Annotated in this window: 20 protein-coding genes; 4 read left to right on the forward strand and 16 right to left on the reverse strand. The window is 59.6% G+C overall.

Features of this window, described 5'->3' with window-relative positions; translation table 11 throughout:
- Positions 1-193 precede the first annotated feature (193 nt).
- From V7080_RS08645 to V7080_RS08675, 7 genes are all read right to left on the reverse strand, one after another.
- Positions 194-2,443, reverse strand: a complete 2,250-nt coding sequence (locus V7080_RS08645; protein ID WP_334187991.1) for a polysaccharide biosynthesis tyrosine autokinase — start codon at positions 2,441-2,443, stop codon at positions 194-196.
- 135 nt (positions 2,444-2,578) lie between these two features.
- Positions 2,579-3,751 carry a polysaccharide biosynthesis/export family protein gene (locus tag V7080_RS08650; RefSeq protein WP_334187992.1) on the reverse strand — a complete coding sequence of 391 codons (1,173 nt, stop codon included), beginning with the start codon at positions 3,749-3,751 and terminating at the stop codon, positions 2,579-2,581.
- Positions 3,752-4,323: 572 nt separating this feature from the next.
- A complete protein-coding gene (locus V7080_RS08655; protein ID WP_442947205.1) occupies positions 4,324-6,834 on the reverse strand; it encodes an ABC transporter permease in 2,511 nt (836 codons plus the stop codon).
- 251 nt (positions 6,835-7,085) lie between these two features.
- Entirely contained in the window at positions 7,086-7,670 is a 585-nt protein-coding gene (locus V7080_RS08660; protein WP_334187994.1) for a DUF4126 domain-containing protein, read from the reverse strand.
- A 4-nt stretch (positions 7,671-7,674) separates the two neighbouring features.
- A complete protein-coding gene (locus tag V7080_RS08665; protein ID WP_334187995.1) occupies positions 7,675-8,739 on the reverse strand; it encodes an adenosine deaminase in 1,065 nt (354 codons plus the stop codon).
- 121 nt (positions 8,740-8,860) lie between these two features.
- Positions 8,861-9,268 (reverse strand): TraR/DksA family transcriptional regulator, encoded by a 408-nt coding sequence (locus V7080_RS08670; RefSeq protein WP_334187996.1) that lies wholly within the window; start codon positions 9,266-9,268, stop codon positions 8,861-8,863.
- Positions 9,269-9,328: 60 nt separating this feature from the next.
- Positions 9,329-10,345: an SDR family oxidoreductase gene (locus V7080_RS08675; RefSeq protein ID WP_334187997.1), complete on the reverse strand. Its 1,017-nt coding sequence runs from the start codon at positions 10,343-10,345 to the stop codon at positions 9,329-9,331.
- Positions 10,346-10,566: 221 nt separating this feature from the next.
- On the opposite strand from V7080_RS08675, the gene V7080_RS08680 reads away from it, so the two are divergent.
- The gene (locus tag V7080_RS08680; RefSeq protein ID WP_334187998.1) at positions 10,567-11,307 is read left to right on the forward strand and encodes an SOS response-associated peptidase; all 741 of its coding nucleotides are present in this window, start codon (positions 10,567-10,569) and stop codon (positions 11,305-11,307) included.
- Between the two features lie 17 nt (positions 11,308-11,324).
- On the opposite strand, the gene V7080_RS08685 is transcribed toward V7080_RS08680, so the two are convergent.
- From V7080_RS08685 to V7080_RS08700, 4 genes are read right to left on the reverse strand one after another with little or no spacing between them, the layout of a single operon-like run.
- Entirely contained in the window at positions 11,325-11,972 is a 648-nt protein-coding gene (locus tag V7080_RS08685; protein ID WP_334187999.1) for a 2-hydroxychromene-2-carboxylate isomerase, read from the reverse strand.
- Positions 11,973-12,032: 60 nt separating this feature from the next.
- Positions 12,033-13,586 (reverse strand): AMP-binding protein, encoded by a 1,554-nt coding sequence (locus V7080_RS08690; protein WP_334188000.1) that lies wholly within the window; start codon positions 13,584-13,586, stop codon positions 12,033-12,035.
- Between the two features lie 26 nt (positions 13,587-13,612).
- Entirely contained in the window at positions 13,613-14,392 is a 780-nt protein-coding gene (locus tag V7080_RS08695) for an SDR family NAD(P)-dependent oxidoreductase (protein WP_334188001.1), read from the reverse strand.
- Between the two features lie 53 nt (positions 14,393-14,445).
- Positions 14,446-15,183 carry an SDR family oxidoreductase gene (locus tag V7080_RS08700; protein ID WP_334188002.1) on the reverse strand — a complete coding sequence of 246 codons (738 nt, stop codon included), beginning with the start codon at positions 15,181-15,183 and terminating at the stop codon, positions 14,446-14,448.
- Positions 15,184-15,274: 91 nt separating this feature from the next.
- On the opposite strand from V7080_RS08700, the gene V7080_RS08705 reads away from it, so the two are divergent.
- Positions 15,275-15,907, forward strand: coding sequence for a TetR/AcrR family transcriptional regulator (locus tag V7080_RS08705; RefSeq protein WP_334188003.1), 633 nt, complete (start codon positions 15,275-15,277; stop codon positions 15,905-15,907).
- Between the two features lie 196 nt (positions 15,908-16,103).
- Entirely contained in the window at positions 16,104-16,388 is a 285-nt protein-coding gene (locus tag V7080_RS08710) for a hypothetical protein (protein ID WP_334188004.1), read from the forward strand.
- Between the two features lie 39 nt (positions 16,389-16,427).
- On the opposite strand, the gene V7080_RS08715 is transcribed toward V7080_RS08710, so the two are convergent.
- The 4 genes from V7080_RS08715 to V7080_RS08730 all read right to left on the reverse strand — a co-directional run bounded on the left by V7080_RS08715 (position 16,428) and on the right by V7080_RS08730 (position 21,364).
- The gene (locus tag V7080_RS08715) at positions 16,428-17,213 is read right to left on the reverse strand and encodes a polysaccharide deacetylase family protein (RefSeq protein WP_334188005.1); all 786 of its coding nucleotides are present in this window, start codon (positions 17,211-17,213) and stop codon (positions 16,428-16,430) included.
- 139 nt (positions 17,214-17,352) lie between these two features.
- On the reverse strand, positions 17,353-18,483 hold the full coding sequence (locus V7080_RS08720) for a glycosyltransferase family 4 protein (RefSeq protein ID WP_334188006.1): 1,131 nt from the start codon (positions 18,481-18,483) through the stop codon (positions 17,353-17,355).
- Between the two features lie 391 nt (positions 18,484-18,874).
- A complete protein-coding gene (locus V7080_RS08725; RefSeq protein WP_442947206.1) occupies positions 18,875-20,128 on the reverse strand; it encodes a branched-chain amino acid ABC transporter substrate-binding protein in 1,254 nt (417 codons plus the stop codon).
- Positions 20,129-20,266: 138 nt separating this feature from the next.
- Positions 20,267-21,364 (reverse strand): ABC transporter substrate-binding protein, encoded by a 1,098-nt coding sequence (locus tag V7080_RS08730; RefSeq protein WP_334188007.1) that lies wholly within the window; start codon positions 21,362-21,364, stop codon positions 20,267-20,269.
- Between V7080_RS08730 and V7080_RS08735 the strand changes: the two genes are divergently transcribed.
- Positions 21,363-21,560, forward strand: a complete 198-nt coding sequence (locus V7080_RS08735; protein WP_334188008.1) for a hypothetical protein — start codon at positions 21,363-21,365, stop codon at positions 21,558-21,560. The genes V7080_RS08730 and V7080_RS08735 overlap by 2 nt on opposite strands.
- 324 nt (positions 21,561-21,884) lie before the next feature.
- Here V7080_RS08735 and V7080_RS08740 read toward each other — a convergent pair whose 3' ends face one another.
- Positions 21,885-22,370, reverse strand: coding sequence for a hypothetical protein (locus V7080_RS08740; RefSeq protein WP_334188009.1), 486 nt, complete (start codon positions 22,368-22,370; stop codon positions 21,885-21,887).
- Positions 22,371-22,964: the final 594 nt, after the last annotated feature.

Consider the following 22,964-nt stretch of genomic DNA (forward strand, 5'->3'; position numbering starts at 1 on the left):
AAGCGTCTTGCCGATGATGCCGCGGATGTCGTATGCCTTGAAAATGGTGGGAGATAGAGTCAGCACGATATCAGTGAGGCAGAAAAGCGTTCAATAAAACGGGCCGGTTTGTCCGGCCCCGAGAATGTTGATGTGTGAAGCATCCCCAGAGACTCCTTTCTCCACGCGGAGAAAAGGAGTCGCCTGCTGATGATCAGGATGCGCCGATGAGCTTTGTGGTCGGCTCGGTACGGCCCTGGCCATAGGTGTAACCGTAACCGTAGCGGCCCGGACGCACTTTCAGGTCATTGAACAGCACGCCCTTGGCGGACAGCCCGGCTTGTGCAAGGCGCTTCATCGACTCGTTGATCTCGCCCGGCGTCGTGACGCCGGCACGGGTCATGATGTAGATGGCGCCGACATGCGCACCGACGATCATGGTGTCTGCGACTGCGAGGATCGGCGGTGCATCGATCAGCACGAGGTCATAGCTGGACGACAGTTGCTGCAGGTAGCTGCCCAGGCTTGGACGAAGCAGCAGCTCGGCCGGGCTCTGCGGCAATGTGCCGGTCGAGATGAAGTCCATGTTGTCGATCACGTTGCGATGGATGACCTGGTCGAGACGGCGGGCGCCGGCGATGGCATCCGACAGGCCGTCCTGGCGGCCGAAGCCGAAGTACAGGTGCAGCAGCCCGTTGCGCAAGTCGGCATCGACCAGCAGCACCTTCTTGCCGGTGGCCGCCATGATGGCCGCCAGGTTGGCCGACACGAAGGATTTGCCCATGCCTGGCGTTGCACCGGTGATCATGACGATGTTGTTCTTGAACTGCGGCAGCGAGTACTGCAGCGCAGTGCGGAAGTTGCGCAGGCTTTCCACCGCGGCATCGGCCGATGATACGCTGGCGAGCAGCGGCACCTTCTGATGCTTGGCATTGACCTGCTGATACAGCTCCTTCTGGCGCTTGCTGTGCGGGATGGTCGCGAACACCGGCAGACCCGTGACTTTTTCAAGCTGCTCGGGCGTATCGATGCCACCGTAGAGCGATTTGCGGAAGAACGCGATCAGCACGCCGAGGAACAAGCCGGCCAGCAGCGACATGGCAAGGATCATCGGACGATTCGGTTTGATCGGGCGCTCCGGTGTCATGGCCGCGTCGATCAGGCGTACGTTGCTGACCTTGCCGACCGCGGCGAGGCGCAATTGCTGGGCCGTGTTGACCAGCGCCGTATACAGCTCGGTATTCACTTTCACTTCACGTTGCAGGCGCACCAGGTTCTGCTCGATCATCGGCAGCGATTTGATGCGCTCGTTCGTGGCGTTGATCTGGCTGTTCGTCTCCTTGATCTGGGAATCGATACCTTGTACCAGCGGATGGTCGCTGGTATAGCGCGTCATCAGTTCGAGGCGCTTCTGCTGCAGCTCGACCCGGCGCAACTTGGCGGCGGAAGATTCCTGCAGGCTCAGCTTCGATTCTTCCGACAGATCGACTGTGCCGTTCGAGTTGCGGAACGCGTTATACCTTGCTTCGGCCTGTTCTACCTGGGCCTTCAGTTCCGGCATCTGCTTGTTCAGGTAAGCGAGCGATTTTTCCGCTTCTTCCGTCTTGCGGGACGCATTCTGCTTCACATACTCCTTGCCGACTTCGTTCAAGACGCCGCTGGTCCAACGCGGATCGGAACCGCGCAATGCCACGCCGATCACGCCGGAGAGCTTGCCGCCCTGCTCGACGACGCTCATCGAGCGCTGCACGCCTTCGATTGTCGCCAGACGCGACGTGCGGGTCAGGTTGAATTGCGCACCAGGACGGCCTTCGAGCTGGTCGATACGCAGTTCGAAGCTGCCTTTCGGTGTCTCGAACAGCAGCATCTCGCCGACCTTGCCGCGCAATTCGATCTGCTCTTCCTTCTGGCTGAGCAGGAACTGGCCGTTACCTTGCGCCGTCACCATGAATGGTTCGTTCTGCAGCGACTCGGGAACGTTGAATACCCCGACGTTGATCTTTTCCTGTCCCCAGACGTAGCCGCCGTAGCCGAACAGGCCCGGTGTCGACAAGCCCTTGTTGTAGCCGGAGAGCCAGGAACCGATCACCGGAAAGTGCTTCGGCCCGGCGTTGATGTACAGCCGCAGGTTATCGACCGCGCGGGACACGACCAGGCGCGATTGCAGCAGTTCCATCTCGGCCATCGCCGATGTCTTCACATCGAACATCGAATTGACGTCGCCGATGATGTTCTTCGCTTCTTTCTGTCCTTCTTCCTCGACGTGGATCATGAGGTTTGCCTCATAGACCGGCTTGCTGCTGAACGCATAGATCGCACCAAGCAACGTGAAGACAAGGGCGATGCCGGCGATCAGCCAGCGGCTCTCCCAGATCACGTCGAAGTAGGTCGCCAGTTCGACTTCATCACCGGCCTGGCTTGGCTGGCCGGCTGGGCCGGGCAACTGGGGTATGGATTGAGTCATCATAGGAATTTTTGGGTGAAGTTAATCTCTGCCTCGAGAGGCATAGCCTGAGCGAATAGTCGCCATGTCCTTGGTGCATGCCGCGCCGGCAACTGCTTTGCGCCGGCGCGCTTGGTGCATTCCGTCAGCCCGGCATTACCTCGCCGGTCCGATGGTTCCCGCGGCACCGACGGCTGACGACAGTGCGCCTGGCAGGATCAGGCTGATGGTGCGGTGCCAGTTCGCCAACGGGGTGGCGGCGACATACACGACATCTTTCGGATACAGCTCGAAGCCTTCCGCCATCGCTAGTGCGCCGGGCGCCTTGCCATCGAGCTGGTAGACGATCTGGTCAGTGCCGTTACGGCGCACGACGTAGATCTGGCTGCCGTCGCCGCTCAGCGGGTTCACGCCGCCCGATTCACCCAATGCTTCATTGAGCGAGAGTCGTCCGTTGTACATCGGCAGCGCCCGTGGCTGGACCACTTCGCCTGATACGAATACCTTGCTCTCGTCGCGCGACCTCACGCGCACCACGTCACCGTCGGTGAGCATGATGGTTGCGGGATTGACCCCGCGCTGGACCAGTTGCGGCAGATTGATGTGGTAATTGGTACCACCGCGATTGACCACCACCTGGCTCTGGTCGCCTGTCGGCAGCACGCCGCCCGCCCTGTTGATGGCTTCGAGCAGGGTCATCGGGATGTCGTTGATCGCCTGCAGGCCCGGGGACTTCACCTCGCCGTCGACATACACCCGCTTGCTGCGATACGACTGGATGCGCAGCGTCAGCTTCGGATCGCGCAGGTATTTCGCCAGCTTGGTACGCAATGCGTTGCGTGCCTGATCCTGTGTCATTCCTTCGACCTTCAACGAGCCTGCATACGGGAACTGGATCATGCCGTCCTGGTCCACAATAAATCCGGCCGGAGGCGCGGTGGTCGCCGCGGTGGAAGCGTCGGAACCCAGTCCGATAGGACCTGCGCCGCCCGACGTGGCGGAGTTGGACAGTTCGGGATGATCCCAGACGACGATGGAGAGAACGTCGCCCGCGGCAATCGTGTATGGCGCGGGTTTGCCGAGCAGCTTGCTGATATCCTGGGTCACCTGCTTTTCACGAATCTCGCGCTCCGCTTTCACGAGCTGCGGCGTGATCGGTTTCAGGGTCGCATTGGTCAGCGCGCCCTCCCCTTGTGCGGAGGCGCCTGAAGAATTGGTCCCCTGCGTGTTCAAATGCATGCCGGGTGACATCGACGAGCATGCGGCGAACAATGGCACTGCGGCCACGACGCCCCATTTTTTCAGGGATGCTTTGAAATTGAAGCCCATAAGATTACCCCATCTGATATATACACATCTGTCGCGCGCCTGCGTGACATTTGCAATGATTAATAAGCTGTCGGTCGCCGACGCACCCGCTCAATAACCGGTGCCTGCAACGCCGTCCAGTCGGCACAATCTGCATGAGCAGCGTAAGAAAACCTGCCGGGCCTTCTACTGCATTGCTTGCTGAATTGCCTTCAGTCACAGCATCAAATTATCTTCTGTACAACTCTACGTAAGCGCCCTATGCCTGTTTTGACCGGTATCAACGAGCACCGCGATAGAACGAGGACATGGAACTTGGCGTTGTTCAGCTATGACAAGCATGCAGACAGACAAGACATGTTGCCCATGCGCGCATCGTCAACCGAAGTCTTTTATGCACCGCATGGCAACAAGATAGTGAGAAAAGGAACGGAAGACCTTGCGCAAAAGCACGCAGAGGCAGGGTGATGTTTGTTATTTATTAAACATGTTTCGCTGCGGCAGGCTGCGCGGCGGAGGAGCGGAAAACGCCGGGACTGATCGATATTTTGCAGCCCCGGCGCTCCATAGTTGACACCATCAGTGAGGGATCTTCAGCCTTCGCGCAGGGTTTGCAGCGGCGGTTTGTTGAGCACGCTGCGCAATCCGACCGCGCCGCCGATGAAGGCGCACGCCGCCCCTACCAGCAAGCCGATCAGCCACACCACCGGCGTAAAGCTCCACTCGAAGTTGAATACGAATTTCGCCAGCGCCCAACCGACCGCTGCCGCGCCGGATGCCGCCAGCGCCCCGGCCAGTCCACCCACCAGTGCAAACTCGATCCATTGCGAGCGCGACAGCTGGCGACGCGTTGCCCCGAGCGCGCGCAGCAGCCCGGCTTCACGCGTGCGTTCATCCTGCGATCCTGCAAGCGCCGCATACAGCACGAGCACACCGGACGCCAGGGTGAACAGGAACAGGAACTCCACGGCGGTGACGACCTGGTCGACGACCGCCTGTACCTGCCGAATCACGCTGCCGACATCCACCACCGTCAGGTTCGGAAAGTCGCGCGCGAGTTCATTGACCAGGCCGGCTTTCGCTTCCGGAAGGTGGAAGGCGGTGATCAGCGTCTGCGGCATGTTGGTCATTGATTTTGGATCGAGGATGACGAAGAAGTTGACCCGCATCGATCCCCAGTCCAGCTTGCGCAGGCTGGTGATGGTCGACTCCACCTGCTGGCCGCCGATGTTGAATTGCAGGGTATCGCCGAGCTTCAGATTCAGCGTTTTTGCCAAGCCTTCCTCCACCGAGGCTTCCGGCTTGCCGCTGGCATTGGCATCGCCGAGCCAGCGCCCGGCAACGATCCGGTTCTGCGCCGGAATGGTGTTCATCGCTGACAGGTTGAATTCCCGGTCGACCAGGCGGCGTGCACGATCCTCGGTGTAAGAATCCTCGTTCACCGGCTTGCCGTTGACCTGCGTAAGCCGGCCGCGAATCATCGGATACAGGACCGCGCCGCTCACGCCGTTGCGTGCCAGCCGGGTTTCGATTTCCGCTTTCTGGTCGGGCTGGATGTTGATGACGAAGCGGTTCGGCGCATCGGGCGGCGTGGAGTTGCGCCAGGCGCTCACCAGGTCGCCGCGTATCACGGTCAGCAGCAGCAGGGCCATCAAACCGAGCGAGAGTGCCACGACCTGGATCACGGTTGCACCGCTGCGGCGCTGCAGGGCGGTGACCGCGAAGCGCCAGCTTGGATAAGGAAGCGCGCCGCGCAGGGACCGCAGCGCGCGTACCCCGAGCCAGGCCACCAGCGCGAACAGCAGCAAGCCGCCGAGGAAGCCGGCGGCCGTCAGCAAGCCGAGCTTCGGATCGCCAGCCTGCCACAACAGCAAGGACAGGAAGGCGAACAGGCCGAGCGCATACGTCGCCAGCGTGACGGGCTGGGGCGCATCCTGCTCGCGCCGGATGACCCGGTTATGCGGCACGTTTCGCAGTTGCAGGATAGGCGGCAACGCAAAACCGATCAGCAGCAGCAGGCCGATCGTCACGCCCTGCACTGCCGGCAGCAGGGTTGCCGGCGGCAGGTCGGTCGCCACCAGCTTGCCAATCCAATCCAGCAGCACAAAGTGCGCGGCATAGCCGAGCAGCGCTCCCAGCAGGCTGCCGGCGATGCCGACAAGGAGGAATTCGATGAGGTACATCAGGGTGACCTGATTTTGCGTCAGGCCGAGACAGCGCAGCATCGCGCAGGCATCGATATGGCGCAGCATGAACCGACGCGCGGCCATGGCAACCGCCACCGCCGCGAGCATCGCGGACAGCAGGCCGACCAGCGACAGGAACTGCTCAGCGCGATCGAGTGTTGCGCGCATCTCCGGCCGACCGGACTCCAGCGACTCCACCCGCACGCCCCGGGGCTTGTCCCGCTCCATGACCTGCTGCAGCCAGCCGCGATAAGCGCCGACCGTCTCGGGCGCGCCGGCGATCAGCAAGCGATAGGTGACCCGCGAACCGGACTGGACAAGGCCGGTGGCAGCGAGGTCGGTCATCGGCAGCATCACCCGCGGCGCAAAGTTGACGAAGGCCGCGCCGCGGTCGGGCTCGACGGAAATGACTTCGGTAATGGCGAACGTCTTGTCACCGAGCTGCAGGCTGGCGCCGACGGCGACATCGAGTGCGGTCAGGATGTTGCTGTCGACCCAGACCGTTCCCGGCGCGGGAATGTCCCGGGTTTCCCGCTGGCCGCCCGACCGGGTTGCCAGCTTCAGCGAACCCCGCAATGGATAATCCGCCGTAACTGCCTTGATTGCTGCAAGCTGCGACTTCGCCCGATCCCCCTCCCCGGCCAGAGCCATGCTGGGGAAAACGACGGTCTCGGCCAGCTGCAATCCGCGCCGCTGTGCCTCGGCGCGCCATGCCTGGTTGACAGGTTGATCGGCATTGATGACCAGGTCGGCGCCGAGCAACTGGTTTGCGTCGCGGTTCAGTCCGGCGCGCATGCGGTCGACAAAGAAGCCGACCGAGGACAGTGCCGCGACGGCAATGATCAGTGCCACCAGAAGGAAACGCAGTTCGCCCGCGCGCCAGTCGCGGCGGGTCATACGGAACGCCTGAAGAATCATGGTATCGCCTTGTGCTTGTCGGGAATGCGGGGTATGGGTGCCAGAGTGGAACCCGTACGCAGCGCCGGACTACCGGCCGGCATCCGTGCGCCACTGCAAAGCCAGCAGTATTGCAGACATCGGCAGCTTGTGCCCGGCAAGGAAAAATCGGATCAGGAAGTACCCCGGAGCCTGTGCTCCGGATTATCGGCCCCGGCGGGATTGAACGAAATACCGAAGGCGCAAGTGAGGCGGAGGAAGATCGGTGTCCATCATATTCGCAGGCGGTTGAACAGCCATCGCATGCCGCGCCACAGCTTCGGCAGCAGCCATATCGCCATCACGAAGAAGATCGCCAGGAAGACGAACAGTACCCAGGGGTAAAAGAATGCCGCCCACAACCCGCCCGCGACCGCCGCGTCCTCGGAAAATGACGCCGCCCAGTTGCTGAACGGTTCCGGTGATGTGTTGATCAGGGCACGGCTGCCGGCCTTGGTCGCATGGGCGCCGGCCGCGAAGGTACCGCCCAGGATGGCGGCGGCGGCGGTCAGCGCCGGGTCCATTTCGCCCAGAGCCGCGGCCCCGAGCAATGCGCCGGCAGGAATGCGGATGAATGTATGCAGGGCATCCCATACCGAATCGACGCCAGGCACCTTGTCGGCAAGAAATTCCACTGCCGTCAGTATACCGGTCGTGGCAACCACCCACGGCAACGCCAGCACCTGCAGCGACTGCGGCAGCTCTATCCATCCCATCTGGCTGAACCAGCCGGCGATGAACAGGGTCATGTACAGGCGCAGGCCGCTGGCCCACGACATGCCGCCTGCCATTGCCGCTGCGGACAGTGCCTCGGTCATGATGTCAGGCAGCCTTTGCGAAGAATGCATCCACCTCGTCGAGATAGCGCCGCTTCGCCGCATCGTCGAGGAAGGATGCGGTGAAGCTGTTGCGCGCCAGTTGCTGCGCCTGTGCCGGTTGCAGCGACAGGGCGTCGAAGGTCTGGATGAAGTTGTCGTTGATGTAGCCGCCGAAGTAGGCCGGGTCGTCCGAGTTGACGGTGACCACGAGGCCTGCATCGAGCAGTTCGCGGATGTTGTGATCGTGGATCCGATCGAATACCTGCAGCTTGATATTGGAGAGCGGACATACCGTCAGGGCAATCTTGTCGCGCGCGAGTCGTTGCGTGAGTGCCGGGTCTTCGAGGCAGCGCACGCCGTGGTCGATCCGTTCGACCTGCAGCAGGTCGAGTGCCGTCTCGATGTATGCGGGCGGCCCCTCCTCGCCGGCATGCGCCACCAGCCGCATCCCGAGGTCCTTGCAGCGGGCGAATACCCGGGCGAATTTTTCCGGCGGATGGCCGCGCTCCGAGGAGTCCAGCCCGACGCCGATGAACATGTCGCGATAGTGCATCGCTTCTTCGAGCGTCTCGAACGCGGCTTCCTCGGACAGGTGCCGCAGGAAGCACATGATCAGCGCGCCGCTCATTCCCCATTGCGCCTGCGCCTGCTCCAGCGCCCGGTGTATGCCGTGGATGACGAAGGCGAACGGCACGCCGCGATCGGTATGGGTCTGCGGATCGAAGAAGATTTCCGCATGCCGCACATTGTCCGCATGCGCGCGCTCCAGGTAAGCCCAGGTCATGTCGAAAAAATCCTGCTCGGTCAGAAGCACACTCGCGCCCGCGTAGTAGATGTCCAGGAAGGATTGCAGGTCGGTGAAGGCGTAGGCGCGCCGCAGGTCCTCCACCGACGCATAAGCCAACGTGACGTTGTTGCGCTCGGCCAATGCAAATATCAGTTCCGGCTCCAGCGAACCCTCGATATGGATGTGCAGCTCTGCCTTCGGCATGTTGCGCAGCAGGTCATGCTGCGTGCTGCCCTGATTGCTCAGGTTGCCGGCATTGCTGGTCGTGCTGGTATCGCTCATCGTGCTCCCTCTGCTGTCTGGTCCCGTGAACCCCGGCGATGGCTGCACGCGGCGCTGCAACCTGTCCCGGGCGTTGGCATGATTGTAGGCCAGAACACCGACGGGCAGGCTTTGCAGCCCCCTACAGGGTAGCGCCCCTTGCCGCCGATCCACCGGCGGCATTGGCATGGGTCTTTTCATACATTTCCTGGCAAGGCATGCAGCGTTCCGCCGTCGGCTGCGCTTCCAGCCGCTCGTATGGTATAGCCGTCTCGCAATCGATGCAGTCGCCATAGGTCTTGTCCTCCACGCGCTGGAGCGCCGCCTCGATTGCGCGCATCTCGGTGACGTCCCGCGTCAATGCCGCGTTTTGCAGGTCGACAGTCAGGTCGGCGAAGGAAGCGTCACCCGGATCAGCCAATTCGCTGGCGACATCGCCAAAGCTTTCCCTGTCGCGGACTTCCTCGTGCATTTCGCCCTGCAGCGCTTGCGCGCGCTCATCCAGCATCTGCTTCAGATTGGAAATTTGCTCTTGCGTCAGTTGAGACATGGTGCATCCTTGAAAAAATCTTATTAAAAAATGTCGAAGGAACAGTATTCCGCAGGTGCTTTACCGCAGGTCACCCTGGCGGTAGCGCCACAACGCGAACAGGGCAAGACCGGTGCCGACGAACAGGACCATCGCCGGCCTCGGATGCATCGCGGCCTGCGTGTACAGGCTCGATTCGAAGACATGTCCCGGCTGTCCCTGTCGCTGCATCAGGTCACTGCCTGGCGCATGCAGGCTGTTACGGTCACGGTCGCTTGCCGGCACATCGGTCCTTTGCTGCTTGAACATGAAACGCTTCATGATCGTATCCATCAGCCGCGGCGCATAATGCGCGCTGGACGAAATCAGCCTGGCCGCGCCGCCGACGAAAAGGTCGCGCTTCGGATGTTCGGCGGCATACAAGATCGCATCCGCAGCGAGCTCGGGCGCATAGATCGGCGCAGGCAGGCGCGGTTCGACATCCAGATAATTCTTCGCATGCTCGACGAACATGGTGTCGATGGCCGCAGGCTTGATCAGCGTGACCGATACCGGCGCGCCTTCCGCCTGCAGCTCCAGCCTCAGCGAATCGGTGAACCCTTTCACCGCATGCTTGGATGCCGAATAAGCGCCTTGCAGCGGCAGCGCCCGGTCCGATACTTCGCTGCCGAGATTGATCAGGGCGCCGCCCCGCTCCCTCAAATGCTCTACCGCAACCAGCGAACCATGCACCACGCCCCAGAAGTTGGTTTGAAACAGGCGCCGCTGATCCGCCAGGGAGACATCTTCGTTGCGGCCGAAAATCGAGATCCCGGCATTGTTGATCCAGGTATCGAATCCGCCGAAACGCTCGATCGCGACCTCGGCAATCCTGCGCACATCCTGTTCGACGCCGACATCGGCAACCACGTGTGCGACCCGGGTGCCCTGCTTGCCCAATTCATCCACGAGATGCAGCAAGGCATCTTCATTGCGTGCCGCCAGAACGAGGGTCGCGCCACGCTTGGCCGCCCGCCGCGCAGTGGTCAAGCCTATGCCGCTTGTCGCCCCTGTGATAACAATAGTCTGTGTCGAGAGTTTCTTTAATCGAATTTTCATTGGAACCCCTTTCAGCAGGGCTTCAGCGAAATTCGTGCCTGACACAAAGCTGTCATTTACTTCGTTTCTTTGCATTAAAAATAGGCGTCTCCTCCTCACCGCTGCAATTTTTACCGTCTGCATGCGCGATTTTGCAAGCCTTTTTCTGCGAGGGAATAGGACTTTATCTACTCGGCCGTTTTAGCCGGCACACCATCCCGTTACGTCCTACAATGACCGGCATGTGCGGACGATTTCCCCTTCATCATCAGCCTCTTACCCTGCAAGATTGGTACAAGGCTTCCATGCCGGAATACAGCGAGCATTACAACATCGCGCCCACTGCTTCCATCGTGGTCGTACGCAACGATGTTGACGGCCGTAAAGGCACGCGCATGCGCTGGGGCTTCATTCCATCCTGGGCGAAGGACCCGTCGGCATTGCCCATGCTGCATAACGCCCGCGGCGAAACCGTGGCCGAGAAGCCGATGTTCCGGCGGGCATTGCGCAAGCGCCGCTGCCTGATTCCCGCGTCGGGTTTTTTTGAATGGAAAGCGGTATTGGGGCAGAAATCGAAACAGCCGTTTTACGTATCGCTCAGGGACAGCTCACCCATGTCGTTTGCGGGCCTGTGGGAATGCGGCAGAACGATTGAGGGCGAACTGCTGGAAACCTGCACCATCATCACGACGGCGGCGAACGACATGCTGGCTCCCATCCATCACCGGATGCCGGTGCTGGTCGATCCGGCGGATTGGGATCAGTGGCTCGATACCGGGATCGAGGATGTCTCCGTACCTGCTTCCCTGCTGAGGCCTTTCGATGCGGACCGGATGCAGGTATGGGGCGTTTCTCATGCGGTCAATCGCGTGGCGAACGATGATCCGAAACTGCTGCTGCCCATCGCGGAGTTTGGCGATCCGGAATATATGGCGGGCAAGGCAGGTCCGGCTGCGTTCGCGAAACCGGATTTCGGGCTCTAGCAACGAACAAGGAACGCCTATTGCGTCTTGCCCGTCTTGTTCGTCTTGTTCGTCTTGAGACGGTAAATGATCTCTTCCTCGACATCACGCAACCGGTCCTTGCCGAAATAGATATCGTCGTCGATGAAGAACGTCGGGGAGCCGAATGCCCCGCGCTCGAATGCCCGCTGCGTATTTGCCAGCAATTCTTCCTTGACCTCGGCAGATTGGGAGCGCGTGATCAGTTTATCGGCGTCGAGGCCGGCATCCTTCAACGATGTCCTGATGATTTCCGGGTCATCCATCTTCCGCTCCTGCTCCCACATGCAGGAATACACGGCGTCCGTGTACTGCGTGAAGACGCCTTCATGCCTGGCCGCAACGGCACCGCGCATGATCTGCAGGGTGTTGACGGGGAAATAGGGATTGCGCCGGAAGGCCGTCAGGCCATGGCGCTTCAGGAAACGTTCCGTTTCGAGCCATTCATATTCCATCTTGTTCTTGATCCCGGCGAATGCTTCTACGGGAGACCGGTTGCCTGTCAGCTTGAACAGCCCGCCGAGCAGGACGGGCACATAATCGAACGTCACGCCGGTGCGTGCCTCGATCGCCGGAATGACGCGATGGCTTAGATATGCATTGGGGCTTCCGAAATCGAACATGAATTCCGCGCGCAATTGATTCATTACCACTCTCCAAGGTTGTGAAGCTGCTCACCCTGAGGCGGCAAGCAGGTTTTCAAAAAGTCAGACATGCGGGGCGTTACCGGCAACAGCTGACGCAAGGAAGGCATCCCGTAGCGCCTTCTTCTGAATCTTCCCTGTCGGCAGCCTGGGAAACTCGGACACGAGCCGAATGTTTTTGGGCGTCTTGATCGGACCGAGAGATTGCCTGCACGCCGCCCGCAACGCCGTTCCCAGTGCATCGCCGTTCAACGCGTCGGCATCGGCCACTTGCACGATCGCCTGTATCGCCTCGCCGAATTCCTCATCCGGCACCCCGAAGACGGCTGCATCCAGAACGCGGCGATCACGCAGCAGAAAATCTTCGATCTCCTGCGGATAGACATTCACGCCGCCGGAAATGATCACGAAATCCCGCCGGTCCGTCAGGTACAGATAGCCGTCCGCGTCGACATGGCCGATGTCGCCGTAGGTCCACCATCCTTGCCTGCTTCTTGAGCGCCGGGTTTTGGCGTCGTCGTTCCAGTACTCAAACGTCGATGCGGATTCGAAGAACACGAGGCCGGTCGCGCCGGGCGGCAGCTCGTTGTCGTGTTCGTCGAGGATATGAATGATGCCGTCGATCGCGCGGCCGACCGATCCTTTGTGCGCCAGCCATTCGTCGGACGTAATGGCACAGGCGCCGATTCCTTCCGTGCCGGCATAGTATTCGTAGAGGATTGGTCCCCACCACGCGATCATCTGCTCCTTGACATGGATCGGGCAAGGCGCAGCACCGTGATACGCCGCCCGGTGCGTCGACAGATCGGTCGCGTTGCGCACGTCGGACGGGAGGCGCAGCAGCCGGTGGAACATCGTCGGCACCCAGACGCTGTGCGTCACGCCGAATTCTCCGATGCTCTGCAGCGCTAGCGCGGCGTCAAACTTTTCCAGGATGACGCAGGTGCCGCCGCCGGCCAGGGTCGCCGCGACATTGCGGTACGGCGCGGCATGGTACAGCGGCGAAGTGCAAAGGTGAACCATGTCCGGCCCGGCGCCCGGCCTGCTTTCCCAGCCCGCGTTGCGCGGATCGGGATCGTCGAACCGGCCGTCCGGCATGGGCTTGCGGACGCCCTTCGGCCGGCCGGTCGTGCCGGACGAATACATCATTTCCCGTCCGGGTTGCGGATCGTCGATGGCGGCGCCGTCGAATCGCGCCAGTGCGCTTTCCCAACGGATGGCGCCTGGCAGCTCCCCGTGCAGCGAGAACAGTTCGACACCGTCGAGATCGAGCGGCGAAATGTTCCGTGCGCACTCCGTGTTCACCGATACGATCAACGCCGTCGCACCGCTGTCGCGCGTGATATAGCGGATGTCTTCGGCGCCCAGCCGGGTCGAGGCCGGTGTGAAGCGCACGCCGATGCGTTGACACGCCCAGGCAATGGGAAGGAACGCCGGGCAGTTGTCGACGCAAAACACCACCGCGCCGCCTGCTTTCACGCCGCGGGATTGCAACAGGCGGGCCGCTTGATTCGCCAGCGCCTCGAGTGCGCCATAGGTAAGCGCCGTCCCGCCCGGAACGAATACGGCCGCAGGTTTTTCCGGTTGCTGCCGGGCGTGGTGCGATGGGTGGGTCATGGTTGAACCTGTCACCGACGGGCTGTTCAGAAGGTTTCGGACCATGGCCGCAGGTCCATCTCATGCGTCCAGGCGCTGCGTTGTTGCATATGCACCTGCCAGTAGGCATCGGCGATGGCCTCGATGGACAGCAGCCCATCAGGCCCGCGCTCTTCCTGCCGCTCTGGAAACGCCGCCAACAGGCGATCCCCTTCGATGCCGCCATCAATGATGACATGCGCGACATGAATGCCCTTCGGGCCCAGTTCCCGCGCCATGCTCTGCGCAGTCGCCCGCATGCCTGCCTTGGCGGCGGCGAACGCCGCGAAGAGTGCCCGGCCACGCAGCGAGCCGGTTGCACCGGTGAACAGGATTGTTCCCCGTCCGCGTGGCACCATGCAGCGCGCACTCTCCCTTCCGGTAAGAAAGCCGCCCAGGCAGTGCTCGCGCCATAGCGCCTCGAAATCGCCGGCGTCGAGATCCAGAAATGCATCGCGCCGGTTGCTGCCGGCATTGTGCAGCACCAGTTCGAGCGGACCGTGTTCCTCGGCGGTGGCGACGAAATGCGCCGCATCGCTTTCGCTTGCGCCGTTGCCGGTGACCGCCTGCGCCGATCCACCCGCGGTCCGGATTTCCGCAGCGACCTTTTCGACTTTTTCCGCTGTCCGCCCTGCGATCACGACATGCAGGCCTTCCCGTGCAAACCGTCGTGCAGCCGCCGCACCGAGGCCGCGCGAGGCGCCGACGCCGACGATCAATGCTGTTCCCTTTTGTGTCACCCGTTTCTCCTTGCAATGCTGGCGCCGTTCAGATTCAACCTGTTTCATGTGCAGTCCTGTCTCATGAGATGGCGTGGGGCTGGGTGCGGACCGGATATCGATTACCAGCGTTCCATCCAGGGCCGCAGGTCGAGTTCGTGCGTCCATGCGTCGCGCGGTTGCGTATGCAGGTGCCAGTAATTTTCAGCGATATGGTCCGGATTCAGGATGCCATGCTGATCCTTCAGCGCATACCGCTCTGGGAATGTGTCGCGGATGAATGCGGTATCGATCGCACCATCGACCACGACGTGGGCGACGTGGATGTTTTTCGGCCCCAATTCCCGTGCCATGCTTTGCGCCAGTGCCCTGAGGGCATGCTTGGCGCCGGCGAACGCCGCGAAGTTAGCCGAGCCGCGCAGTCCGGCGGTCGCGCCTGTGAAAATGATGGTGCCGTGTCCCCGGGTGACCATGCGCTTGGCTACTTCACGTCCGACAAGAAAACCGCTGAAACAAGCCATCTCCCAGATCTTGAAGTACTTGCGCGCCGTTTCTTCCAAAATGCTGCTCGGCACATTGGCGCCGATGTTGAAGACCATGACCTCGATAGGCGCGATATCGCGCTCGATGTCATCCACGAGCTTGATGACCTCGTCCTCCTTGCGGGCGTCGGAACCGAAACCGTAAGCCTGTCCGCCAAATGCATGAATTTCATCGATCAGGGGCTGGAGCTTCTCTGCGCTGCGCCTCGTCGCGCAGGCGATCAACCCTCCCCGTGCGAATCGCCTGGCGATCGCACCGCCGGTCGAGTCGCCGGCACCGATAATCAATGCTGCCTGCTTGCTGTTTTCATCCGCCATTATCGTCCCCGCATTTAAATAACGATCGTTACGGTAACGAACGTTATGTTAACATCCGTGGCATGTCAAGCATTTTCGGGTAAAGGCAATCATGCGTTACAAGCCAGGGCATAAAGAGGAAAAACGCAGGGAGCTGCTCAAGGCCAGCGGTGCAGTGGTCAAGGCGAACGGCTTTGCGGCGACTGGTGTGGACGCACTGATGCAAGCCGCCGGCGTGACTAGCGGTGCGTTTTACAGTCACTTTTCATCCAAGTCGGACCTGCTGAAAGCACTGATCGAAAGCGAGCTGCTGGCCAGCAGGGAAATGTGGGCCGGCAATCCACATGAGACCGCGGAGGAGTGGCTGTCGTTCGAACTGGACCGCTATCTCAGCTTCAGCCATGTCAGGCATGCCGGGGCGGGTTGCATCCTGCCTTCCCTCGCGGCAGAAATCAGTCGGGCCGACGACTCCGTGCGCGACCTGTTCGAAAAGGAATTGCTGAAAGGCCAGCAAGTGCTGGCGACACGTCTGCGAAGCGAAGAGCTCGCATGGGCGTTTCTTTGCCAGCTCGTCGGCGCGATACTCATGGCCAGGGCAATGCCGAGCGAAACCATGCAGCGAAGCATCATCGAATCCAGCAAACATTTCCTCAAGGAGAGGATCGCGCAGCTTGCGGAGCAACCGGAGGAGGCTGCTCCGGCGCCCAGGAAGCGTAGAGTGCGATCTATTTCCTCTGACAAATAGCTAATCTTTTTGTACCGCGCCTGACTTTTGAGACGTCTATCAATTAGCAGCGATTTCCTGCGCTTTCTCGACGAAATACCGCCATCGCACCTTGGACGCAACAATGTGCCGCCAAGCTTGTCGAAGCCCCACATGCTTTTCCAGCAGCTTCGATATGCTGGCGCAGGATTGCGAATCTTCTTTTCGAGGAGGAAACATGCCCTTCCAGAGAAACCAGTTCGGTGTACCCCAATACCCCCAGGCCGATGCCCGCCGGCTTTTCGTACTGTTGTCCGCGATTGATTTGCTGGAACGGCCGACCGTTTCTGCACTGTCGGACCTGACGGGAATCGACAAGGAGTCGATTGACGAGGAAGTGCTCAAGATCAAGGATCAGTTCGGCGTTGACCTGCACAAGCTCGGCGAGGTCTATCGCATCGACTCCTGGGGCGATGTACTGAAGAAGAATGCGGTCAAAAAATACCTGAAGAATGGCGGCTGACCGGATCCGGGATATTGCTCCGGCTGGCCAGGAACGTCATTACGCCTGCTTCGACAAGCCGGAGCGCACCAGGCCGGCGGGAGTGCGCCGGTTGAACAGCTTCTCGGCCAGCTGCGCATTGTTGAGACGATCCTGCACGCGGACGTTCGCAGCCACATGCGCCATGAAGCCATCAAGCTTGCTCCAGGCATCGAGCTGATCGATGTCTTTCGAATGCGTCCATAGATGGAACATCCGATCATGCTTGCATGCATGATCAAACAGCGCATACATCCGGTCCACCCAATCGTCATGCCGCATTGCGAGCAGCAAACCGTCGCGGCGTTTCGACCAGTTGCCCGACGCAAGGAAGTTGCGCAAATAGACGCTTCGCGAATGCGGATAAAACTGGATGGTGGTCGGGATCTGGAAGATGTCGTTGCCGGCATCGAAGCGCAAATTCATCGTCGTCCTGGCATAGTGGAAACCGCAGGCTTTCACGGCGTCCACATCGCGCTTGCCGTACTTCCCGCCCGGATAACAGAAGCCGGTGATCGGCCGGCCCAGCAGGTCCTCGAGGTGCCGCTTGCCCTCCGCAATCTGGAAATGCGCTTCGCGATCGCCAAGATTTTTCAGCCGGCAATGATCAAAGGTGTGCGCGCCGATTTCGAACTGGTCTCCGACATCACGCATCTGTGCGCCGGACATGACCGGAAAGGTGTCGCCCTCCGAATTCCTGATCGGTATGTAAAACGTGCCGTTGATACCATGCTTGCTCAACAGCTCCGCCATTCGCAAATCTGACGGATTGCCGTCATCAATGGAATAGGTAAATAAAAGCCCCATCGTCGAATCCTTTTAACCTGCGTGGTGCGCACCATGCACCATATGCGTACGATCCCTGCGGCATGCGCATTCGGCCGCCTCGGGAACCGGTCGGCTCGCCGGATTCGTACATGGTGCGGTACGCAGGCAAATGCAGTGTTTATCTCGAAACAGATACCTTGGTCCGGCCAGGCTCCATCGCCGGCACCGATGCACGGCACGCGGCAAGCAGCCCGGCTGCGGCATTCTCGAAGGAATACTCGCTTACTTGGGCAAGGCTCTTTTCGGAAAATTTGCGCCATATATCCGGTTGCTGCAACAGGATGGCGGCACGTTGCGCCCATTGGTCCGCTTCCATCGGGCAGACAAACCCGTTCAGGCCATCGCGGACGAGTTCGCCGGCTACGCCGGCGTGCGGTGAGACGATGACCGGCAGACCCGCGGCGCAGGCTTCGTTGGCCACCACGCCCCATACATCGGCGCGTGTCGGGAACAGAAATACCTTTGCGGAACGGTAGAGGTCCGGCAATTCGCGTTGTGTCGCGAAGCCATGGAATACCGCATCCACAAGTTGAGGGTGCAGCGCTGCAGCCTTCTTGATCGCCTCTTCCTGGCTGCCGGAACCGACGAACAGGATTTTCACCTTGCGGCCGATTTTCTTCGCCGTCGCCAGCGCGGTTTCCAGTGCAAACAGCGGCCCCTTGGCGGCTTCGATACGCCCGCAGAAAATGAAGTCGAACGCCTTCGGCTGGTGTGGCTGTTGCGGTTGGAACAGTTCGTTATCGATGCACAGATGGGATATGAAGCAGCGGTCCGGCGAGATGCCGTAGCTTTCGTACAAGCGGCGTCCGCCGACACTGGCGGAAATGAATGCGGTGGACTTCGCAAACACCACGCGCCGGACGATCCTGTGCACATGGCTCAATGCCTGTTCGGAAAGGTCGGTGCCGTCGGTGAGCGGCACGTGGGCGATGCCGCGTGCGGCGGCGTAGCCGAATGCATAGAGCTGCGTCGGATAAAAACCGTCGGTAATGATGACGTCTGGTGCCAGCCGCTTGAGGGTCGGTACGACATCGAGATTGTTGTGGATATAGCGGCCCCGCAATTCTATGATCCGCTCTTTCAGGAACGTATGCTGGAAATCCATGGGCGGCAAATCCCAGTGCCGGTAAGGTTCTCGTTCTGCGCAGAAAATCGCGTGAAAATCAACGCCCGGGACTTTCCCGACGCGTTGAAATACCGGTATGCGGTATGGGGGTGGATTATTGGTGACGAGGGCGATTCTTAACATTATCGTGATCTCAGCGACTGGATGAGGACAATGAATCATGCAGCGCCGATTCTTCTCGGGTGTTGACGGTACTCAACGCGTCATTCGCTACTGCCGAAAATTTTGCCTAATACGTCGCTTGATCGGGAAATGGCGCTCACTTGATGCCATTAATCGAAGCCGGGCAGCCGCCCCCGCTGCGATTTACCCACAAATATTGTGACTAACCCTGTGGATAAGGAGAAATTTTCGCACCAAGCCTTTGATTTCAAACAAGATGTTGGACCTGCTCAAAACCAGTGCGCCCAGGACCGGGCAATGCAGGGAAAAAGAAAGGGGGCACGCTGGTGAGAGCGTTCCCCCTTGTTCATTCCTAAGCCGCGCGTTTATCGCGCGGCATCCGTGCCGAAGGTCACAGATCGGCGGCAGACGGCCTCTTCATCTGGCAGGACGTAGGCTGGGAGGCCACAAACGAGTCGATCTTCTGATTGGTCTTCCAGCCGTAGCCAGTGTTTTCCTGGTCGTAGCGAACATCGGTCTTGTTCGTTTTCGTCCAGGTCGTGATGTAGATCGGCTGCTGCATCTGGTGGTCCGACTTACGCATTTCCATGTCGCCACCCAAACCTTTCATCTTCATCCCTTCCAGCGCAAACGCTACCTTCACCGGGTCGGTCGACTTGCTTTCCTTGATCGCCTTGGACAGGAAGTGGACGACCGAGTGGGTCTGTGTCGTGTAGAAATCGTCCTTGTATTTCTTCTTGAAACCTTCGACGATTTCCTTGCCAACAAACGTATCGTTATTCACGTTCCAGTTACCGACCGACTTGACCCTATCGGCACCTGCTGCGCCCATCGCGGTCGGCACACCGGTTGTCGCGGCGTAGTAGGTATAAAAATTCGCCTTCAGATCAGATTCCCGCCCAGACTTGATCAGCAACGCCAGGTCACTGCCCCAGTTTCCGGTCAGCACCGTATCGGCACCCGAAGCCTTTATCTTCGCAACGTAGGGCGAAAAATCCTTGACGAGAGCGATTGGATGCAGGTCGTCGCCGACGATCTCGATGTCCGGGCGCTTGCGTGCCAGGTACTCTTTCGCGGCGCGGGTGAACTGATGTCCGTGGGCATAATTCTGGCCGATGATGTACACCTTCTTGACCGACTGATCTTTTGCCAGATAAGTGGTCAATGCCTCCATCTTCATATCCGAATTCGCGTCGAACCGGAAATGCCAGAAGCTGCACTTGCTGTTGGTCAGGTCGGGGTCGATCGCGGAATTATTGAAGTAGACGATCTCCTTGCCCGGATTGCGCTCGTTATGCTTGTTGATCGCATCCACCAGCGCCAGCGCAACGCCAGAGCCGTTGCCCTGCGCGATATAGCGGATGCCCTGGTTGATGACGTTCTTCAACTGGTTCAGCGACTCCTGCGGGCTCCCCTTGTTGTCGAATGCGACGAACTCGATCGTATGGTTACCGGCGAGCTTCTGCTTGTTCGCCAGTTCCGCATTGTATTGATAGCTGTTGAACAGGTTCTGGCCAATCGGAGCAAACGCGCCTGACATGGTGTCGATATAGGCCACCTTGACCACGTCGGCCATTGCGCCTGGAGCGGCGAGCGCCGCGGCCAACGGAATTGCCGTTGTCAGCATCTTGATTGTTTTGTTCATGGTGTCTCCTCCTGGTTGATTTTCTAAGCGGCGTAAGGATGTTTCCGTAGCGCGCCGCGCCGCTTCAGTCTTTTATACGGGTGTTTGACGAATAAACTTTAGGGCCGGTACAGAGTCGGGCAAGGGGCCGACCGCGCCTCAGTTCATCAGGCGGCCTTGCGGACCGATGATGCCGATCTGCACGAATGAAGATCCTTCACGCCGGCCGTTCGAAAAGTCGTAGTTCAGCCCGCCGATATCGGTCTTGTGGAGCTGATCAAGCGCTGCGGCCATGGCTTCCGGGGTCGGGACGCCTTTGATTTTCTTCAGTGCTTCCACCACTACCCGGGCTGCAAGAAATCCCTCCAGGTGCAGATTGTTGATCCTGACCTCCGGGATCTGCTGCAGATCCATCGCGGCGCGGAAATCCTTCATGATCTGCAGTGCGCTGCTGGTCGGATAGGTCACCTGCGTCAGCATGAGGCCACGGCTTCCTTCGGCGCCGAGAATATCGACGATCGCCGCATGCGAGGTGGTGGAGAAACTCGTGACGGGAAGTGCCGGGCGCAGTGTGCGGATTTCCTTGTAAAACTGCGCAACCAGCGGCGTGACACCGTACACCAGGACTTGCTGCAACGATTGGTCGGCAGCCACCTTGCGCGCGATATCGGGAATATCCTTCAGCCCCGCGGGAACGGGATATCGCGCGACCAGGGTGGCCCCGCTCTTCTCCGCGGCGCGTTCGATCTGCGCCAGCGCTTCGCGTCCCGAACCGTCATCGGAATACACGGCAACCATCCGCTTGCGTCCGATGGTTGCTGACACATTGACGATCTTGTCCGCCTCGGCAGCGATGCCGGCGATCAGAAAATAATGATTCTTGCTTTGCAGGCCGCGCACCGTGGAGGATCCGTCGCGGGGGCCCACCAGGGGAATATTGGCGCGGGACAGGACGCCGGACTGGATCAGGGCTGCGTTTTGCAAGGTGCCTGCGGTATTGAGAAGCGCAACCGGCGAATGGGTCGAAATCAGTTCCTGTGTTTTCGACACCGTCATCTTTGGATCGAAGGAATCGTCCTGCACCTCGAAGCGGACGCGATAGCCGTTGATTCCGCCGTTTTCATTCACATAATCGAAACAGGCACTGGCACCTTCTGCGAGCGGCTTGCCCAAGGTGGCAAATGGACCGTTCAGCGGCACCACTGAACCGATCACCACTTCCTTCGGGGCGGAAAACACCTGTGCGGACATGCACATGGCGAATGACAAGACCAACAAACGGCGGGGTAATACGGACATCACATTCATGGACTGGTCTCCTCCATCCTGGTATTCGGTATCTTCGACGCTTGTTGAAAGCCGCACCGGCGTTCGCGTTCTTGATAAGTATCCAAGGCAATCTTCCGAGCTGTTGTTCGAAGCGTTGCGCAAGACTCGTTTAACTGCCAATTAAGTGCTTTGCCGTTCATGAACCGAACGTCATTCAATTAAAACAATGAAGCCATCGTATGAAACTAATTTCCACACGTCAAGACTTTTTGCCAGATCTGCATCTGGAACAACACGTACGCACCCCCGGGAGAACCGCCATGCGAAACGCCATAGTTTGTCTTACAACAGGCAGCAGTCAAAATCGGCTTTGATGCAAAAGGTTTGCCACACGTCAAATCTTTATGGGCATCACCGTCTAAAGTGTCTTCAGGCACTAAATTTGGTGCGATATAGGAAAAGCAAATGACACGACCCGAATCGCTTTTTGAAGCAGCAAGCTACGATCTCAACAAATTCCGGGAACGGCGGATGGCCGAACGCCGCGCGACGCCCCGCAACTCCGCAGACCGGCGTGCCTCACGTGCACCGGCACCGGACGACAACGTCGCGGGACAATCCGGCTCAGACCAAAATCAGCAAAATTTGCAAAACGGGCAATAATCCGGCAGGCCACCCCTGCCCGAAAAGACACGCCGTCTTGCGCTCGGGACTGCTGATCGAGCCGGTTATTCAAATCGCTGAAATGCGGCGAATTGGAAGCTGGTTCGATCAGCGCAAAAAGGGGAAAGGCATGTGGGTAGAACGCTGCAACAATCACCGCTGCCGGCGTCCGTATCAAGTTAACGAATTTGGCGGCGAACGCAAAGGACAGCCACAGCCTGTCGACATCACTTGTCCGCATTGCGGATGCAGCGAGGTGCGATGGAGTGAAAGCGTGTTCCTGACCCATGCCCTGTCCAGCGAACAAGAGCAGGAAATCAATCAGCGCCAAGGTTATATCGGGGCACTGAAAAGGCGTGCTTCACGACATCCGACTGTCGCTTCGCGATGACAGATTTGGTGCAAATCAAGCATTGCGTCCCACTTGTTGCAGGCATGCCGACCACCTTAACCATTCTCAAGCCGCAGTCGATGTGAAGCGCTAAATTAAAGGCTCGATGACTTGCTCCATGGTGCCTTATGAACACTGCTCAGAATCTGGCGAAATACCTGTCAGCCTTGGCGGTTATGCTTTTTTGCAGTGCCCTGATCCTTTTCATTCCAGGGCCCCAATCCCCTCTTCCCGACACGACCGCCTCCACCATCGCCCCCAAGCCGGCTGAAACTCCGAGCAAAATGGACGTGCCTGCTCAACATAAACCGGTGGAAGCCATTCCGGTAAGCGGGTAGCCGCATACCCTTGCCATTTTCGATCCGGCAACGCCTGGTAAGCCAAACGCATATTGCAATAGCCGTTTTGGATAGCGGAAGACTTCCAATATTCCTACTCAGCCAGCCTGAATGGCTGGGCATTTCTTTTCCAAAACATCCTTTAAGGCTAAGCTGAACAAGCCACTGTTTTTTTGGATTGACGTCGATTTGATCG

Source organism: Noviherbaspirillum sp. (genome assembly GCF_036846085.1).
Lineage (GTDB): Bacteria > Pseudomonadota > Gammaproteobacteria > Burkholderiales > Burkholderiaceae_D > Noviherbaspirillum.